18 protein-coding genes are annotated in these 15,572 nt (G+C 46.0%); 17 read left to right on the top strand and 1 reads right to left on the bottom strand.

The features are described 5' to 3' along the window. Positions 1-366 precede the first annotated feature (366 nt). From IEW48_RS12180 to mtnA, 5 genes are all read left to right on the top strand, one after another. Complete coding sequence (locus tag IEW48_RS12180; RefSeq protein ID WP_188623993.1) at positions 367-1,482, top strand: sugar ABC transporter substrate-binding protein; 1,116 nt, start codon at positions 367-369, stop codon at positions 1,480-1,482. A gap of 81 nt (positions 1,483-1,563) precedes the next feature. Then, entirely contained in the window at positions 1,564-3,069 is a 1,506-nt protein-coding gene (locus IEW48_RS12175) for a sugar ABC transporter ATP-binding protein (protein ID WP_229704031.1), read from the top strand. 1 nt (position 3,070) lies between these two features. Beyond that, entirely contained in the window at positions 3,071-4,075 is a 1,005-nt protein-coding gene (locus IEW48_RS12170) for an ABC transporter permease (RefSeq protein ID WP_371874874.1), read from the top strand. Between the two features lie 35 nt (positions 4,076-4,110). After that, on the top strand, positions 4,111-5,334 hold the full coding sequence (gene mtnK / locus IEW48_RS12165) for an S-methyl-5-thioribose kinase (protein ID WP_188623992.1): 1,224 nt from the start codon (positions 4,111-4,113) through the stop codon (positions 5,332-5,334). A gap of 12 nt (positions 5,335-5,346) precedes the next feature. Further along, on the top strand, positions 5,347-6,411 hold the full coding sequence (gene mtnA, locus IEW48_RS12160; protein WP_188623991.1) for an S-methyl-5-thioribose-1-phosphate isomerase: 1,065 nt from the start codon (positions 5,347-5,349) through the stop codon (positions 6,409-6,411). 95 nt (positions 6,412-6,506) lie between these two features. On the opposite strand, the gene IEW48_RS12155 is transcribed toward mtnA, so the two are convergent. Beyond that, the gene (locus IEW48_RS12155) at positions 6,507-7,268 is read right to left on the bottom strand and encodes a DeoR/GlpR family DNA-binding transcription regulator (protein ID WP_188623990.1); all 762 of its coding nucleotides are present in this window, start codon (positions 7,266-7,268) and stop codon (positions 6,507-6,509) included. A gap of 233 nt (positions 7,269-7,501) precedes the next feature. Between IEW48_RS12155 and IEW48_RS12150 the strand changes: the two genes are divergently transcribed. The 12 genes from IEW48_RS12150 to IEW48_RS12095 all read left to right on the top strand — a co-directional run bounded on the left by IEW48_RS12150 (position 7,502) and on the right by IEW48_RS12095 (position 15,549). Continuing rightward, complete coding sequence (locus IEW48_RS12150) at positions 7,502-8,371, top strand: class II aldolase/adducin family protein (protein WP_188623989.1); 870 nt, start codon at positions 7,502-7,504, stop codon at positions 8,369-8,371. Next, positions 8,346-9,929, top strand: coding sequence for an aldehyde dehydrogenase family protein (locus IEW48_RS12145; protein ID WP_188623988.1), 1,584 nt, complete (start codon positions 8,346-8,348; stop codon positions 9,927-9,929). Before IEW48_RS12150 ends, IEW48_RS12145 begins: the two co-directional genes overlap by 26 nt. Positions 9,930-9,939: 10 nt before the next feature. Then, on the top strand, positions 9,940-10,260 hold the full coding sequence (locus tag IEW48_RS12140; RefSeq protein ID WP_007505382.1) for a BMC domain-containing protein: 321 nt from the start codon (positions 9,940-9,942) through the stop codon (positions 10,258-10,260). Positions 10,261-10,283: 23 nt separating this feature from the next. Beyond that, complete coding sequence (locus IEW48_RS12135) at positions 10,284-10,583, top strand: BMC domain-containing protein (protein WP_202796219.1); 300 nt, start codon at positions 10,284-10,286, stop codon at positions 10,581-10,583. After that, positions 10,570-10,923, top strand: coding sequence for a BMC domain-containing protein (locus IEW48_RS12130; protein WP_188623987.1), 354 nt, complete (start codon positions 10,570-10,572; stop codon positions 10,921-10,923). Before IEW48_RS12135 ends, IEW48_RS12130 begins: the two co-directional genes overlap by 14 nt. Before the next feature lie 2 nt (positions 10,924-10,925). Continuing rightward, entirely contained in the window at positions 10,926-11,213 is a 288-nt protein-coding gene (locus IEW48_RS12125; protein ID WP_007505381.1) for a BMC domain-containing protein, read from the top strand. A gap of 70 nt (positions 11,214-11,283) precedes the next feature. After that, positions 11,284-11,559, top strand: coding sequence for a BMC domain-containing protein (locus IEW48_RS12120; RefSeq protein ID WP_007505380.1), 276 nt, complete (start codon positions 11,284-11,286; stop codon positions 11,557-11,559). Positions 11,560-11,572: 13 nt separating this feature from the next. Continuing rightward, positions 11,573-12,253 (top strand): phosphate propanoyltransferase, encoded by a 681-nt coding sequence (gene pduL / locus IEW48_RS12115; protein WP_188623986.1) that lies wholly within the window; start codon positions 11,573-11,575, stop codon positions 12,251-12,253. A 17-nt stretch (positions 12,254-12,270) separates the two neighbouring features. After that, positions 12,271-12,570 (top strand): EutN/CcmL family microcompartment protein, encoded by a 300-nt coding sequence (locus IEW48_RS12110; RefSeq protein ID WP_188623985.1) that lies wholly within the window; start codon positions 12,271-12,273, stop codon positions 12,568-12,570. A 36-nt stretch (positions 12,571-12,606) separates the two neighbouring features. Next, positions 12,607-13,938 (top strand): CoA-disulfide reductase, encoded by a 1,332-nt coding sequence (locus tag IEW48_RS12105; RefSeq protein ID WP_188623984.1) that lies wholly within the window; start codon positions 12,607-12,609, stop codon positions 13,936-13,938. A 46-nt stretch (positions 13,939-13,984) separates the two neighbouring features. Further along, entirely contained in the window at positions 13,985-14,818 is an 834-nt protein-coding gene (locus tag IEW48_RS12100; RefSeq protein WP_188623983.1) for a CoA transferase subunit A, read from the top strand. Beyond that, positions 14,815-15,549, top strand: coding sequence for a CoA-transferase subunit beta (locus IEW48_RS12095; RefSeq protein ID WP_007505369.1), 735 nt, complete (start codon positions 14,815-14,817; stop codon positions 15,547-15,549). The genes IEW48_RS12100 and IEW48_RS12095 overlap by 4 nt, the downstream gene beginning before the upstream one ends. The last annotated feature ends 23 nt before the right edge of the window (positions 15,550-15,572 follow it).

The following is a 15,572-nucleotide window of genomic DNA, read 5'->3' as shown; positions in this document are numbered from 1 at the left end:
CTTCCCCCTCCTAACCTTAATCTTATCACTTCCAGTTCATATAGGGAATATATGTTTGTGCCCGATTCATCCCCCACTTACACTTCGTTTAGAAGTGGGGGTCTTCTCGGATAATTTATGATAAAAAAGAACCCTTAAGTACATTAATTCAGTCAAAATCCAAAAAAACAAGCATAATATGTCTAAAAATTTAAAAATAACCCAATTAAATTAGGGTAAATACAAAACAAAACATTGTTAAATTAAAATCATTGTGTTAACATTTATCTAAACATAAAAAGTATTTCAACTTACACTATGTATCTGTGCAGGCTGTATTTGCATAGGTACATAAATGTTATGGCCAAATGAAAGGAGCGTGTGCATTTGAAAAAGGGGAGTTTGTTTAAACAAGCCTTAATTTTCTTATTTACTTTGGCTCTACTGCTGTCGGGATGCTCTTCCCAGGAGGAAGCCGCTCAGCAAGAAGGAAACAAGGAGGTGTCTTTAGAGAATGTCCCGGAGAGATTTGCCTCTGGGGAGCAAGTCAAGATTAAGGTGATCCGCAAAATTGGCGGGGATGACCATACGGCACAATTTTTAGCTGGTGCCAAAGAAGAGGGCGAAGCGATGGGATTTCAGGTGGATGTATTTACTGCTAATGGGGATACAGCGAAATTCCATGATGCGATCGCTCAGGCTTTAGAAGAAGATTATGACGGTTTTATCATTTCCCATGGTGACGATCAGGCCACGGTGGATGCCGTCAAAGAAATCGTTGAAAGGGGAAAGAGTGTTGTGGCCTTTGACTCCATTGGTGATTTGTTGGAGATTGACGGGGTGACCCTGACGTCTCAAGATGATGAATCGCTAGCCACTTTGGCTCTCGATCAATTAATTCAGGATTTCAACGGTGAAGCCAAAATCGTTTACCTATGGGTTGATGGTTTCCCGCCAATGGTAAGACGCAATGCGGTCTATCAGGAAAAATTAAGTGAAAATCCGGGGATTATCGAAATTGAACGCTTTGGTGTAGCGGCCGCAGACACATCGGTCCAAACGCAAAATGCAGTTGCGGCAATGTTGAACAAACATCCGCAAGGTGAAATTGATGCCATTTTTGCCACGTGGGATGCGTTTGCCATTGGTGCAGCTCGTGCCTTAAAAGAAGCCGGCCGTGAAGAAATCAAAATTTACAGTATCGATGTTTCCAACGCCGATTTGCAAATGATGCAAGAAGAAGGAAGTCCTTGGGTTTATACAGCGGCTGTTGATCCGAAACTGGTCGGAGCGGTCAATATGAGAATTTTGGCCAAGAAACTGGCTGGGGAAGAAACACCCCAAACCTATGATTTTGAAGCCTTTCTCATTTCTCAAGAGGCATTACGCACTTCAACTGAACCTGTTAACATGGAAAATCTTCATCAAGTCGTTGACGGTTGGGGACAATCTGATGCCTTTGAAGAAGAGTGGATGAAAACATTGAAAGAATACCATCAATAAGCTCGAAAGAGGGGGTTAGATTCTTCCAAATGAGTCAACCCCCCTCTCAGTGCAATCTGGCTTGGAAGGTAGGCGCTGGACGTGGCAGTAACAGTATTAGAAATGAAAAATATCTCTATTGAGTTCCCTGGCGTAAAAGCGCTGGATAATGTCACTTTCACCACAGAGACAGGCAAAGTTCATGCTTTAATCGGGGCAAATGGGGCAGGTAAATCAACGCTAATGAAAGTTTTGTCAGGTGCTTACAACCATTACACAGGTGAGATTTTCCTCAATGGAAAGAAGGTCACCATCCGCTCACCCAAGGATGCTCAAGAACACGGCATTCAAATTGTGTATCAAGAGGTGGATACCGCGCTGATTCCTTACTTAACGGTGGCCGAAAACATTATGCTGAGTGAAATTGTTCATCACATGGGGAAAAGACAGTTTGTCAACTGGAAGAACATCTATGACAAAGCAGAACAAATTCTAGCAAGCATGCATGTCAACGTTTCCCCCAAAAAGTTAGTCAGTGAATTAACGCTCGCCCAAAAACAAATGGTGCTGATAGCCAGATCCCTTTTACAACAGTGCACATTTCTGATTCTTGACGAACCAACAGCACCATTAAGCCTCACTGAAACAGAAGAGCTGTTTAGAATTGTGAGGGATTTGAAGCAAAAGAATGTGGGCGTGATTTTCATTTCCCACCGTTTGCCTGAGCTGTTTGACATTTGTGATGAGATTACGGTCATGCGCAATGGCCAATTTGTCGTCAGGGAGAAAATTGAAAACACGACGCCCAACAAAGTAGTGGAATACATGTTAGGTCAAAAATTAGAAGAACAGTTTCCAAAATATGATGTTGCCATCGGCCAAACAGTTCTGGAAGTAAAAGGGCTGTATGATACAGGTAAAATTAAAAATATCAATTTGCATGTTAAAGAGGGCGAAATCGTAGGTGTGGCAGGACTTGTGGGCGCCGGAAAAACGGAGCTTTGCAAAGCCCTTTTTGGCGCGTCAAAAATCGTATCTGGAGAAATTGTACTTCGCGGAAAAAAGTTGACATTAAAGTCCCCCTATGATGCGGTGAGAGAGGGGATTGCCCTGGTGCCGGAAGAGAGGAGAAAAGAGGGGGTTTTAGTCCAAGAGTCTGTGGCCACAAATCTTTCGGCTGCTTATTTAAACAAGTTTTCCAAGCCTGGCGGGTTTTTAGATTTTAAAGGTGAAAAACAGAAGGCGCAAGAAATGATCCACATCCTCGGCATTAAAACGCCGTCTACAGAGACCAAGGTGCAAAACCTGTCTGGTGGAAATCAACAAAAGGTGGCCATTGGTAAATGGCTTGTGGCCGATGCCCAAGTCTATCTGTTTGATGAACCGACGAAAGGGGTAGATGTTGGGGCTAAAAAAGACATCTTCGAATTAATTGCAGCGTTAGCCCAACGGGGAAAAGCGGTGATCTATGCTTCCAGTGAGCTGTCAGAAATCCTGGGCATTACTGACCGGATCTACGTCGTGTATGATGGAGAAGTGGTCAAAGAGCTTGAAACAAAGAAAACAAACGAAGAAGAGATTTTATTCTATTCGACGGGGGGCAAATAGGATGAACATGCACAATCCCGTACCAACCCAAACGCCTGCCCACAAAAATTTCGACCTGTTTGACTTTTTATATAAATATGGAACGATCATTACCATTGTCGCCCTGATTATCATTTTTGCCGTTGCCAATCCGGCCTTTCTCCAGGGAAGCAATATTATTAACATTTTAAGGTCCATATCGATTGTCACGATCATTGCTACCGGGATCACCATTTCCCTCTCGGTCAATGGCTTTGACCTGTCTGTTGGTTCTACCGCTTCGTTAGCCAACGCCATTGTGATTTCCATGTTTGTCTGGTATTCCCAAAATATGCTTGTGGCCATTGCTGCCGCTTTGGCTGCCGCACTGATTGTGGGGGCTTTTAATGCCTTTATGATTGTGAAGGTAAAAATTCCTGATTTACTTTTGACACTGGCAACCATGTTTATTATTCAAGGTGTGGCCTTGACGTATACCAAAGGGGCAACGGTGTCCCAAAACATGGTCATGCCTGACGGGTCTTACGCTACCGGAATGATTAGCCCCGTCTTTGCCAAACTGGGACAGGTGCCGTGGATTATTATCATGATGGTGATTGTGGTTGTTTTGGTGCATATCTTTTTAACCTATACCAAACACGGACGCTATATGTATGTCATAGGAGGTAACCAGGAAGCAGCCAGGCTCTCCGGGATCCCCGTTAATAAATACAAGGTGTATGCCTATTTGCTTTCGGCCATCTTCGCCGCAATTGGAGGAATCGTGCTCGCTTCCCGTGTCATGACAGCAGAAATTAATGCCGGAGCCCCGTACTTAATGGATGCCGTCGCAGCGGCCTTTATTGGTTTTTCTGTCCTTGGTGCCGGCAAGCCGAATGCATTCGGCACATTTGTGGGGGCTGTGCTGATCGGAATCCTTCAAAACGGCCTGGTCATGATGTCTGTCCCGTATTACGCAATGGATATTGTCAAAGGGGGCGTTTTAGCATTTGCCCTTGCTTTAACCTACTATAAATTAAGAAACTAAGCCCATGGAGAACAGCGGACAAGGGAGGAAGCAAAATGAAAGACTTTACATCCCGCTATTTTACCATGAACGAAGAGGATGCAGTCGAGTACGCCAGAACCATGCTCGATATTTTTGATGATGATGCTGAACTCACGTGCAAAGAAATAGGAGACGGAAACTTAAACTATGTGTTTAGGGTGGTGGATGAAAAAAACGGAAAGTCTATCATTATTAAGCAGGCTGGTCCGGTTGCCCGTATTTCTGACGAATTTAAAGTGTCACCGGACCGGAACAGAATTGAAAGTGAAATTTTAAAGCTGCAAGGCGAGCTGGCCCCAGGGTTTGTGCCTAAGATGTACAAATATGATCCGGTCATGAACTGTTGTGTGATGGAGGATTTATCAGATCATCAAATCATGAGAACGGCTTTGATGGAACATAAGAAGTTCCCTTTGTTTGCCGATCATATCACCACGTTTATGGTCAATACACTGCTCTTGACCTCTGACGTTGTTATGGATCATAAAGAGAAGAAAGAGCTGGTCAAGAAATTTATCAACCCTGAACTGTGCGAAATTACTGAAGACCTGGTGTATACAGAACCTTTTTATGATTGTCCCCGCAATGACCTCTTGGATGAAACCAGGAAGTTTGTTCAGGACGAGATCTGGAATGACCAACAATTGGTCTTGGAAACGGCCAAACTTAAATTTGAGTTCATGACCAATGCCCAATCTCTGCTTCATGGCGACCTGCATACAGGCTCTATTTTCATCAAAGAAGATTCGACAAAAGTGATTGACCCCGAATTTGCTTTCTACGGGCCGGCCGGCTATGATGTGGGAAATGTGATTGCCAACTTAATCTTTGCTTATGCCAATGCCAAGTTTACAATTGACGATGAAGGCAGGCGCAAAGATTACATGACTTATTTAGAAGAGACGATCAAAGATGTGATTGATTTGTTTAAAACTAAATTCCTTGCTGCTTGGGATGAAAAAGCAACAGAAAGGGTGGCCAAATACCCGGGCTTCAGGGAATATTATCTTGACGCTATCTTAACAGATACAGCGGCAGTCACAGGGCTTGAACTGTGTCGCAGAATTATTGGTATTGCCCATGTCAAGGATATTACCTCCATTGAAGATCAAAGCAAAAGGGTACGGGCTGAAAAACTGTGTTTGTCAGCTGGTAAGACCTTTATCTTGGAAAGGGAGACCATGAAACACGGTGTCGACTACGTCAGAGTGATTCGGACTTTTGCCCAGCAATTTTAGGGAGGTAGAGCGATGGGGAATCTGCTTGAAGCCATTCAATCTGTCAGGCTTGATGATGATAACGATGCCCTTGTCCTGTTGGATCAGACATTGCTGCCCAATGAAAAAGTTTTTGTGGAATTGAAAGAAATGGAAGAGATTTGGGAGGCGATCTATCACTTAAAAGTTCGCGGAGCACCCGCGATTGGCATCGCCGCCGCTTATGGAGTATATTTAGCCGCAAAAAAGTCGGCAGCTGAAAACTACGAACAACTTTACGCTGATTTTAAACAAGCCAAAGCGTATTTGGCTTCGTCCCGCCCTACAGCTGTCAACTTATTTTGGGCTTTAGACCGTATGGAAAAGCGCTTGGTGAAAGAAAAAGACAAACCTGTTCAAGCCATCAAAACAGCCTTAAAAGATGAGGCTGAACAGATCCGGGCTGAAGATGAACAGGTTTGCCGGTCCATTGGTGAGCATGCCCTCTCCCTACTGGAACCGGGGTGGGGCATTTTAACCCACTGCAATGCCGGAACCATTGCCACAGCAAAGTATGGAACAGCTTTAGCACCGATATATCTGGGGCAGGAGAGAGGGTATAACTTCAAAGTGTATGCTGATGAAACACGGCCATTGCTGCAAGGGGCCAGGCTGACAGCATGGGAATTACGGGAAGCTGGCGTGGACGTCACATTAATTTGTGATAACATGGCTTCGATTGTGATGAAAGAAGGAAAAATACAAGCCGTTCTGGTCGGTTGCGACCGTGTTGCGGCCAATGGAGACACGGCCAACAAAATTGGCACGTCAGGGGTGGCCATTCTGGCCAAATACTACCAGATTCCCTTTTATGTCTGTGCACCGTTATCCACCATTGATATGGCTTGCCAAACAGGTGATGAGATTCACATTGAACTGCGGCCGGCAGAAGAGATCACAACGAAATGGTACGAAAAACCAATGGCACCCCAAGGTATCAAAACGTACAATCCTGCCTTTGATGTCACCGATCATACACTGATCACAGCGATCATTACTGAAAAGGGCATCGCTTATCCTCCCTTTCGCGACAGTCTGGCCAATATGTTTAAGGAGTAAGCAGAAAAGGAAAAACCTCCGGTGCTAGGCAGCATCTGGAGGTTTTCTGTTAACAGTTGAAGGTACATGATGCACTTAGGCATCATGTTTTTGACTTAATCACATTCGATCAAAGTGATTTGTTTTTCTTCTAAAAATTGATGCCACTCCGCCGAAAGTTTTTGATCGACAACAATGGTGTCAACCAGGTCAAACCCTCCAATTCTGGTGAAGGATGTTTTATCAAATTTCGTATAATCGGCAATTAAAAACACGTTGTTAGCATGCTCTGCCGCCAGTTTACGCATGGCTGCTTGCTGTTCATTTGAATCCGTCAGGCCATGCTGCATGCTGACCGAGCGGCAAGAAATGAAAGCAGTGTCAAAGAAATAATGATTCAAGTGATATTCAGCCGTTTTACCTACATTTGATAACGAGGACTTTGCTAATGTGCCGCCAATGACCACGAGATCAATGTCCGGGTTGTCGACCAGTGTGTTGACGATTTTAATCGAGTTGGTCACAACGGTAATCTTTTTGCCTTGCAGCATGCTGGCCAGCACAACAGAGGTGGTCGATGCGTCTAAAAAAATGGAATCGCCGCTATGAATAAAGGGCAAGCACTGGGAGGCGATTTTTTGTTTTCCTTCAACGTGGATGTGTTCTCGCAAGGTAATATCCACATCGTTTTGAACGCCTTCGGAAATGTATGCTCCGCCATAGGTACGATTGAGGAATCCCTCCTCTTCCAGTTGCTTTAAATCCCGGCGGATGGTCTCTTCTGTCACTTTAAAAAGTTTGGTCAATTCAGTAACTGTGACACTCTTTTTCTCGGTAATCAATTCTTTAATTTTATTCCTGCGGGCAATGGGTAACATGGGATAACTCCTTGTTCAAGAGTTGATGCTGAGAGCATTGTACCACATTTTTTTGACTAAAACCAACAAAATAATCCATTGAAACAAAATAAAAATTGACAAAACACAACAGAAATAAGAAAATTAAAGTAACGTTTACGGGGGTTGTTATTGGTTTTATTTGTTTTCCGTAATCAGATCTTTAATTGATAGACTCCCTAACGTATGTTTCATACTTAAGGAGTTGTCATGTTATGATTCACCATAAAAAATACTACTCTGATTTTGAAGCCAAAAAGCTGATTTGTGAGATTGGCAAGAGGATGTATAACAAAAACTTTGTGGCCGCTAATGACGGCAATATTTCCGTCAAAGTGGGCCCCGAGACCATCTGGTCGACACCAACCGGGGTAAGTAAAGGGTTTATGACCCCCGACATGATGGTCAAGATGGACCTGTCCGGGAAAGTGCTTGCTGGCAAGATGAAACCTTCTTCAGAAATTAAGATGCATTTAAGAGTGTATCAAGAGAATCCAGAAGTGAATGCCGTCGTACACGCCCATCCTCCAGTGGCGACTTCATTTGCCATAGCGGGAATGAGTTTGGAAAAGCCGATTTCTCCGGAGGCCGTCGTGTTATTAGGGAAGGTGCCTGTGGCGTCATACGCAACACCAGGAACAGAAGAAGTGCCTGAGTCCATTGCACCATATTGTAAGGAATACAATGCGGTTCTCCTGGCCAACCATGGCGCCTTAACATGGGGAAGGGATATTTTTGAGGCTTACTACCGGATGGAGTCGCTGGAACATTACGCGCTGATGCTCATGTATTCCAACAATATCATCAACAGAGCCAATGAACTGAATTGTTCGCAAATTTCAGATCTGATCAACATTAGGGAAAGATTGGGCATCAAAACGGGCGGCGTCCCGCCCTGTAACCCTCCCGCAAAGGAAAGGCCTTATGCACATGATGAGCAAGGCCCGTCCACACCTTCAACACTGGCCAGTAAAGAAGAATGGATTGAAACCATTGTCAAAAAAGTGACAGAAAAAATACTGAAAACGTATTTGACCAGAAAGGGGGATATGCCTGGGGATGAACATGACGGAAAAGGATATTGAAATAATTGTGCAGTCCGTGTTGCATAACGTGGAATCGGCGCTGGGAAAAAGTGCTTCTGCTTCTCCGTCTGTTTCAGCTGGGTCTGTTGCCTCTGGTGAAGGCATCAAGCCAGTCCAATTCAAACAGGTGCCTGTTTCTCAACAGGAAACCGTAAAGAGCCCCAACAGAAACCGCAATTTAGGCGGAGCGGAGGAAAAATGGGGTGTTTTCAATCATATGGAAGATGCCATTGAAGCTAGTTACCGGGCGCAGATGGAGTTCGTTAAACATTTTCAGCTCAAAGATCGGGAAAAAATTATCACAGCTATCCGTGAAGCAGTTGTAAGGGAAAAAGAAGTATTAGCAAGAAAAGTGTACGAAGAAACGAAGATTGGCAGATATGAAGATAAAGTAGCCAAACATGAACTGGCCGCTTTGAAAACCCCGGGGACGGAAGATTTAAAGACAGAGGCTTTTTCCGGTGATAACGGATTAACCATTGTGGAGCGGGCGCCTTATGGATTAATTGGAGCGGTAACCCCCGTCACCAATCCAACCGAAACCATCATCAATAATGCCATTGGTATGCTGGCTGCGGGGAATGCTGTTGTCTTTAACGTGCATCCCTCATCCAAACGGTCTTGCGCTTATGCCGTACAGTTGATCAATAAGGCCATTACGGAAGCTGGCGGTCCTCACCATCTGGTCACGATGGTGAAGGAGCCAACTTTAGATACGCTGCAAACCCTAATTGACAGCCCAAAAGTCAAATTGCTGGTCGGTACAGGCGGACCAGGACTGGTGCAAACATTGTTAAAATCGGGGAAAAAAGCGATTGGGGCAGGGGCAGGCAATCCGCCGGTGATTGTGGATGATACGGCCGATCTTGAACATGCGGCCCGGTCGATTATTGAAGGTGCCGCTTTCGATAACAATCTGTTGTGTATAGCTGAAAAAGAAGTGTTTGTTCTGGAGTCGGTGGCCGATGACCTCATTTTCCACATGCTCAATCATGGCGCTTACATGCTCGGACAGCATGAAGTGGAACAAGTCATGGCTTTTGCCCTTGAAGAACAGGGGAACGAACAGAACAGGGGTTGCGGTTTCAATCCTCAACGACATTACCAGGTTTCTAAGGACTGGATTGGCCAAGATGCCCGTTTATTTCTGGAACACATCGGTGTTCAACCCCCGACAGAAGTCAAACTGCTCATTTGCGACGTTGAGTTTGACCATCCTTTTGTACAATTGGAGCAAATGATGCCTGTACTCCCGATTGTCCGGGTCAAAACGTTGGATGAAGCCATCGAGAAGGCTGTCATGGCAGAGCATGGAAACCGGCATACAGCGATTATGCATTCCAAAAATGTGGATCATCTCACGAAGTTTGCCAGAGCCATCCAAACGACCCTGTTTGTCAAAAATGCTTCATCTTTAGCTGGCGTCGGTTATGGTGGTGAAGGACATACCACCATGACCATTGCCGGACCGACTGGTGAAGGCGTTACCTCTGCCAAAACCTTCACCAGGGAAAGAAGGTGTGTGCTTGCTGAAGGTGGATTCCGCATCATAGGATAGGGGGAAAGCAATGAACAAAGCGATAGGATTTTTGGAAGTACAAGGTTTTAGTGTGGCGCTGGCTGTGATGGATAAAGCTTGTAAAGCAGCTGACATCACCATTGAAGGGATTGATTGCAACAATCCAGCATTAGGTGATCGCGCCCCGATCCCCGTTGTTGTACAAGTCAAATTCAGCGGAAAGGTGGATGAGGTGCAAACAGCACTGGAAGTGGCCAGACAAGAGGCAAGCCATTACATTGCCGAAAACGATATACTCACCCATCTGATTCCTTCAGCAATGGAAGATTTTCAAAAGTTGCTACCCATTGGGAAGGTCAACGTCAAATAACGGGCTTGTGAGGAGTGGGGATGGTGAATCTATCATTAGGCATCATTGAGGTCGAAGGATTGGTCACAGCGACAGCGTGCATGGATGCTATGGTTAAGTCAGCCTTTGTGAATGTGCATCACGTGGAACAAGTGGGCTCAGGATGGATCGCCATTATGATCACAGGTGACCTTGCCTCTGTACAAGCGGCTTTAGAACGGGGAGCCGAAGTGGCGCAATATTTTGGTGAAGTTGTGGCTGTACGTACCATTCCCAGACCTTACCAGGGCTTGGAACCGCTTATTACGCCTGTAGAAAAGGTGGAAACGCATGAGAAAGTATGAAGCTCTGGGGGTGATCGAAACCCAATATTTCACATGCGCAGTGGAACTGTTAGACCATATGTGTAAAACAGCAAATGTGGACTTTTTAGCCAGTGAGCGATATTTAGGAGGTGGACTCGTCACCGTTATCGTTGGCGGCGGGATTGCAGATGTCACCAGAGCCGTGGAAGCAGCTCAACAACTGGGTCAAAGACTAGGCAATGCGTTAAAAATGGCGCTGGTCATTACAAATCCCCATCCTGAAATATTAAAATTTATCCCTCCGGCGCAACAAGAACAAGTTAAGGGTCAACTTTCAACTGCAATAGAATCACAAGCCAAACAAGTGAAGGAGGACTGACCATGAACGAATCATTAGGATTCATTGAAACAAGAGGATTTACGGCAGCCATTGAGGCGGCTGATGCCATGCTGAAAGCCGCCAACGTGGAAATTGTCGGGAGTGAGAAGATTGGCTCCGGGCTGGTGTCAGTGATTGTCAAAGGGGATGTGGGTGCGGTTAAAGCGGCCACTGAAGTAGGGGCAGAGGCAGCAGGCCGGGTAGGGGAAGTTATCGCTGTCCATGTCATTCCGAGACCCCATGGAGATATCCAAAAATTATTGCCAACTGTGAAAGATGATGCAGTTTAAGTGAAAACACCACCTTTCTAATTTTCTAAGCATTAAGTTTATAAGGAAAGTTGATGAGGAGGCAATGAACATGAGTGGATCACTGGGTATTATTGAGACGAGAGGATTAACAGCAGCGATCGAAGCAGCTGATGCCATGTTGAAAGCCGCCAATGTGGAGATTGTTGGCAGTGAAAAAATCGGTTCTGGTCTTGTATCGGTCATTGTGCGCGGGGAAGTTGGTGCGGTCAAAGCTGCCACAGAAGTAGGCGCTGAAGCTGCCCAAAGAATCGGGGAGCTTGTTGCGGTTCACGTGATACCACGCCCCCATGCCGATGTGGAGAAAATATTACCCATCTTAAAATAAGCGGTGATGCAAAGTGAACAAGGTGAACCGTGAAGCGCTTGTGGAAGAGATCACGAAACTGGTGATAGCAGAACTCAAACATCATCATATGTTGCAAGATACAGCGTTACAAGGCAAACAATTGGCACCGTATGTACCGGTCAGTGTTTCAGCCAGGCATGTTCATCTGCAACAAGAGCATGTGGACATATTATTTGGCAAGGGATACCAACTGACGAAAGACCGGGATATTTCCCAACCCGGTCAATATGCCTGCCAGGAAACAGTCACCCTTATGGGTCCGGGAGGAAAAATCAGCAATGTCAGAGTATTAGGGCCCCTGCGAAAACAAACCCAAGTAGAAGTGGCCCGCAGTGATGCCAGGGTACTGGGGATTTCTCCGCCAGTCAGACACTCCGGAGATCTAAAAGGATCGGCTCCCATTGTGATTATCGGTCCCAAGGGTACCGTGCGTCTAAAGGAAGGGTGCATTATTGCTGATCGCCACATCCATATGACGCCGCAAGATGCCCAAGCGTACGGGGTGTATAACAGCCAAAAGGTCTCGGTATTGGTAGAAGGTGAAAAAGGCGGAATCATGAATCAAGTCACGATACGGGTGAGAGACGATTATGCTTTAGATATGCATATTGATACAGATGATGCCAATGCCTTTGGCTTAACGGGAAATGAATACGTCAAAATCATCCTCTAGAACTGGGGGTCCGTCACATGATCATTGGCAAGGTGATCAGCAAGGTGATTTCCACCAGAAAACATGAAGCTTTGCAAGGTTTTAAATTCCTCGTAATTCAGCCTTACTATGGAGGGAACAAGGAATACTTTGTCGCCGCTGATCATATTGGGGCCGGCGAAGGTGAGCTTGTTCTGGTTTCTATGGGACATGCCGCCCAGCATGCACTGCGGAAACATGCCCCGGTTGACGCCGTGGTGGTGGGCATTATTGACAACGAACCGGAGATAGGAACTGCCCGTTCAAGAAGCTCCCCAAAAAGTGCTGCACAGAGCTAAAAAATACGGGTTGACCCCACTTGGGAGGCGTTGGGCATGAAATTGGTTGTGATCGGTGGGGTAGCGGCAGGCATGTCTGCCGCTTCAAAATTAAAAAGGGTAAACAAAGAGGCACAAGTAGTCGTCTATGAAAAAGGCCGATTTTTATCCTACGGTGCCTGTGGGCTGCCATACTATGTTTCGGGCGAAAATGATGATTATACCAAAATGATCGCCCGTACCAAAGAACAGTTTGAACAGATGGGCATAGAGGTTTTTCTCCAACATGAAGTGGTGAAGGTTGTACCGGACAAAAAGCAGGTGTTGGTCAAAGACCACAAGGCCCACAAGCTGTTTATTGATACGTATGATAAGCTGATGATCGCCACAGGGACCGTACCGATTGTCCCTCCCCTGCCTGGTGTGAAACTTGGCAATATCCATGTCCTTAAAACACTGGAAGATGGCATTCGCTTAAAAGAACTGACTGAAACAGCAGAAATCAGGGATGTGGTGATTGTAGGCGGGGGATATATCGGCATAGAAATGGCGGAAGCGATGGTCCGGCAAGGCAAAACAGTCAGAGTGATTGAACGCGCTGAGCGCATCCTGCAAACGTTTGATCAGGAAATCACCCAAATCGCCGAAGAAGAGCTCCATAAACAGGGGGTTCAGCTTCACCTGGGGGAAAAGGTGGAACGCTTTATTGGCCGGGAGAAAGTGGAAGCCGTTCAAACTGACCTGGGCACCTATCCGGCCGATCTCGTCGTGTTGTCCGTTGGCGTTAAGCCTGCCACCCAATTTTTAGAGGGTTCCGGTATTCAACTGGCAGCAAACGGCGCGGTGGTCATTGACCGCGAAATGAGAACAAATGTCAAGGATATTTATGCAGCAGGCGACTGTGCCCTGGTGTACAACAAAGTGAAAGAAGAAAATGACTACATTCCCCTTGGCACCAATGCCAACAAATGCGGACGCATTGCCGGGGCCAATATGGCCGGAAAGCATATGAAGTATATTGGAACATTAGGGAGCGCTGCGATTAAAGTTTTCGACCTTGAACTGGCCCGAACCGGGATGTCTGAAACTGAGGCCAAAAACTTAGCCATGGAATATACCACCGTGTTTATTAAAAGTACGGACCACCCGGCTTATTATCCGGATCAGACGCCGATCTGGATTAAACTGATTTGCGAAAGACGAACAAGGAGAATTTTAGGTGCCCAAGCCATTGGCAACAAGGGTGTGGTGCTCAGAATTGATATTTTTGCTGTGGCCATCCATAACAAGATGAGTGCAGACGAACTGGGCATGACGGATTTATGTTATGCCCCTCCTTTTGCCGGTGTGTGGGATGCGGTTCATATTGCTTGCAATGCGGTGAAATGAAGGAAAGCTTTTTGACGTGCAATCTGGTACAATGGTGGGTGGAAGAATGAAAAAAATTTTGACTTTACAAGAAGCGGTGGCTGATGTCCAAGATGGAGATACAGTGGCCTTAGGCGGCAATGTCCTTCATCGGGCGCCTATGGCTTTTGTGCGGGAAATGGCTAGACAAAAGAAAAAAGAATTAAAACTTGTTAAAACAGCAGGGGCCCACGATATCGATTTGTTGTGTGCCCTGGATTGTGTCCAATCCGTTGAAGCAGGTTTCGTCAGCTATGAAACGAAATACGGTTTGGCTCCCCATTACCGGAAGGCGGTTGAAAGCGGCAAAGTGACCGTCAATGAACATGCTTGTTATACGGTGATTTGCGCCCTGAGAGCGGCCGCCATGAACGTGCCCTTTATGCCTGTTAAGGGTTTATGTGCAGGAGATTTGTTGGTGAAGAATGACTATTTTGTCGTTGTTGAGGATCCCTTCGGCGGGGAACCGGTCACATTGGTCAAGGCGATTGTTCCTGATGTGGCCATTATTCATGTGCATGAGTGCGACCAACATGGAAACGCCAGAATTTATGGGCCCAGGTTTGAAGATGTGCTTATGACCCGTGCGGCAAAAAAAGTGATTCTGACGACGGAACAGATTGTTCCGCGCAGCAGAATGAAACTTCAGGCAGAGTATATTGACATTCCGGGGTTTTTGGTTGACGCCATTGTGCATGTGCCCCAAGGGGCCAGCCCCTGCTCCTGTTATAAAAAGTATGATATCGATGATCAAGCGCTTAGGTCTTACTTGGCTATGCAAAACAGGGACGAGATCGAATCCTACCTCAAACGTTACGAGCGGAAAGATTACGCTGGGGAAAGGATGGCCGTGTGGGTATGAGAACATCCTATAGCGTCAGCGATATTATGACTTGTGCCCTGGCCAGGATGCTCAAGGATGGTGAGACTGTATTTCATGGGGTATCGTCCCATCTGCCGATGGTGGCCATACAGCTGGCCAAACATATGCAGGCGCCCAATCTGGTTCATTTAAACATTCCTGGAGGGGTTAATCCTTCCTCACTCAAGAAAGCATCCTACTCATCAGCGGGTGCAGACTTAGTGACAGGTGCAGAAGCTTATTTTCCCCTAGACGAGGTATTTGATCTGTCTATGAGGGGAAAACTTGACGTGGCATTTTTGGGGGGCGTTCAATTTGATGTGCACGGCAATGTCAACGCTTCTGTGATTGGGGATTATAGGCAACCCAAAGTGCGCCTGCCGGGCGGGGCAGGAAGCGCTGTGCTGATACCAACAGCCAAAAAAATTATTCTTTGGAGAACGAAGCATGACAAGCGAACTTTCGTTGAAAGGGTCGATTTTGTCACAACACGAGGCAACTTATGGAAAATCGTCACCCCTCTGTGTATCTTCGAATTCCGTCATGGAAAGCTTCACTTGGACAGCATCCATCCTACTTCCAGCTTGGAAGAAGTCAGAGCAAACACCGGCTTTGAACTGCTCTACGATGAAATCAAATACACCCCACCGCCTTCCAAACGAGAGCTGGACGTCTTAAAGAAAATAGATCCATACGAATATCGGGCCCTTGAATTTCAGCTGAACCGGTAAGCGCGTGCTTCATGTTACACTTT

It is taken from the genome of Caldalkalibacillus thermarum (assembly GCF_014644735.1).
Classification (GTDB): domain Bacteria; phylum Bacillota; class Bacilli; order Caldalkalibacillales; family Caldalkalibacillaceae; genus Caldalkalibacillus; species Caldalkalibacillus thermarum.
This window is presented reverse-complemented; position numbering and strand designations above follow the sequence as displayed.

What these genes read in the sequence shown, in the direction of transcription:
- IEW48_RS12170 (WP_371874874.1), top strand. Translation starts at nt 3,071, where the DNA reads ATGAACATGCACAATCCCGTACCAACCCAAACGCCTGCCCACAAAAAT.
- mtnK (WP_188623992.1), top strand. Translation starts at nt 4,111, where the DNA reads ATGAAAGACTTTACATCCCGCTATTTTACCATGAACGAAGAGGATGCA.
- mtnA (WP_188623991.1), top strand. Translation starts at nt 5,347, where the DNA reads ATGGGGAATCTGCTTGAAGCCATTCAATCTGTCAGGCTTGATGATGAT.
- IEW48_RS12155 (WP_188623990.1), bottom strand. Translation starts at nt 7,268, where the DNA reads ATGTTACCCATTGCCCGCAGGAATAAAATTAAAGAATTGATTACCGAG.
- IEW48_RS12150 (WP_188623989.1), top strand. Translation starts at nt 7,502, where the DNA reads ATGATTCACCATAAAAAATACTACTCTGATTTTGAAGCCAAAAAGCTG.
- IEW48_RS12145 (WP_188623988.1), top strand. Translation starts at nt 8,346, where the DNA reads ATGAACATGACGGAAAAGGATATTGAAATAATTGTGCAGTCCGTGTTG.
- IEW48_RS12140 (WP_007505382.1), top strand. Translation starts at nt 9,940, where the DNA reads ATGAACAAAGCGATAGGATTTTTGGAAGTACAAGGTTTTAGTGTGGCG.
- IEW48_RS12130 (WP_188623987.1), top strand. Translation starts at nt 10,570, where the DNA reads ATGAGAAAGTATGAAGCTCTGGGGGTGATCGAAACCCAATATTTCACA.
- IEW48_RS12125 (WP_007505381.1), top strand. Translation starts at nt 10,926, where the DNA reads ATGAACGAATCATTAGGATTCATTGAAACAAGAGGATTTACGGCAGCC.
- IEW48_RS12120 (WP_007505380.1), top strand. Translation starts at nt 11,284, where the DNA reads ATGAGTGGATCACTGGGTATTATTGAGACGAGAGGATTAACAGCAGCG.
- IEW48_RS12110 (WP_188623985.1), top strand. Translation starts at nt 12,271, where the DNA reads ATGATCATTGGCAAGGTGATCAGCAAGGTGATTTCCACCAGAAAACAT.
- IEW48_RS12105 (WP_188623984.1), top strand. Translation starts at nt 12,607, where the DNA reads ATGAAATTGGTTGTGATCGGTGGGGTAGCGGCAGGCATGTCTGCCGCT.
- IEW48_RS12100 (WP_188623983.1), top strand. Translation starts at nt 13,985, where the DNA reads ATGAAAAAAATTTTGACTTTACAAGAAGCGGTGGCTGATGTCCAAGAT.
- IEW48_RS12095 (WP_007505369.1), top strand. Translation starts at nt 14,815, where the DNA reads ATGAGAACATCCTATAGCGTCAGCGATATTATGACTTGTGCCCTGGCC.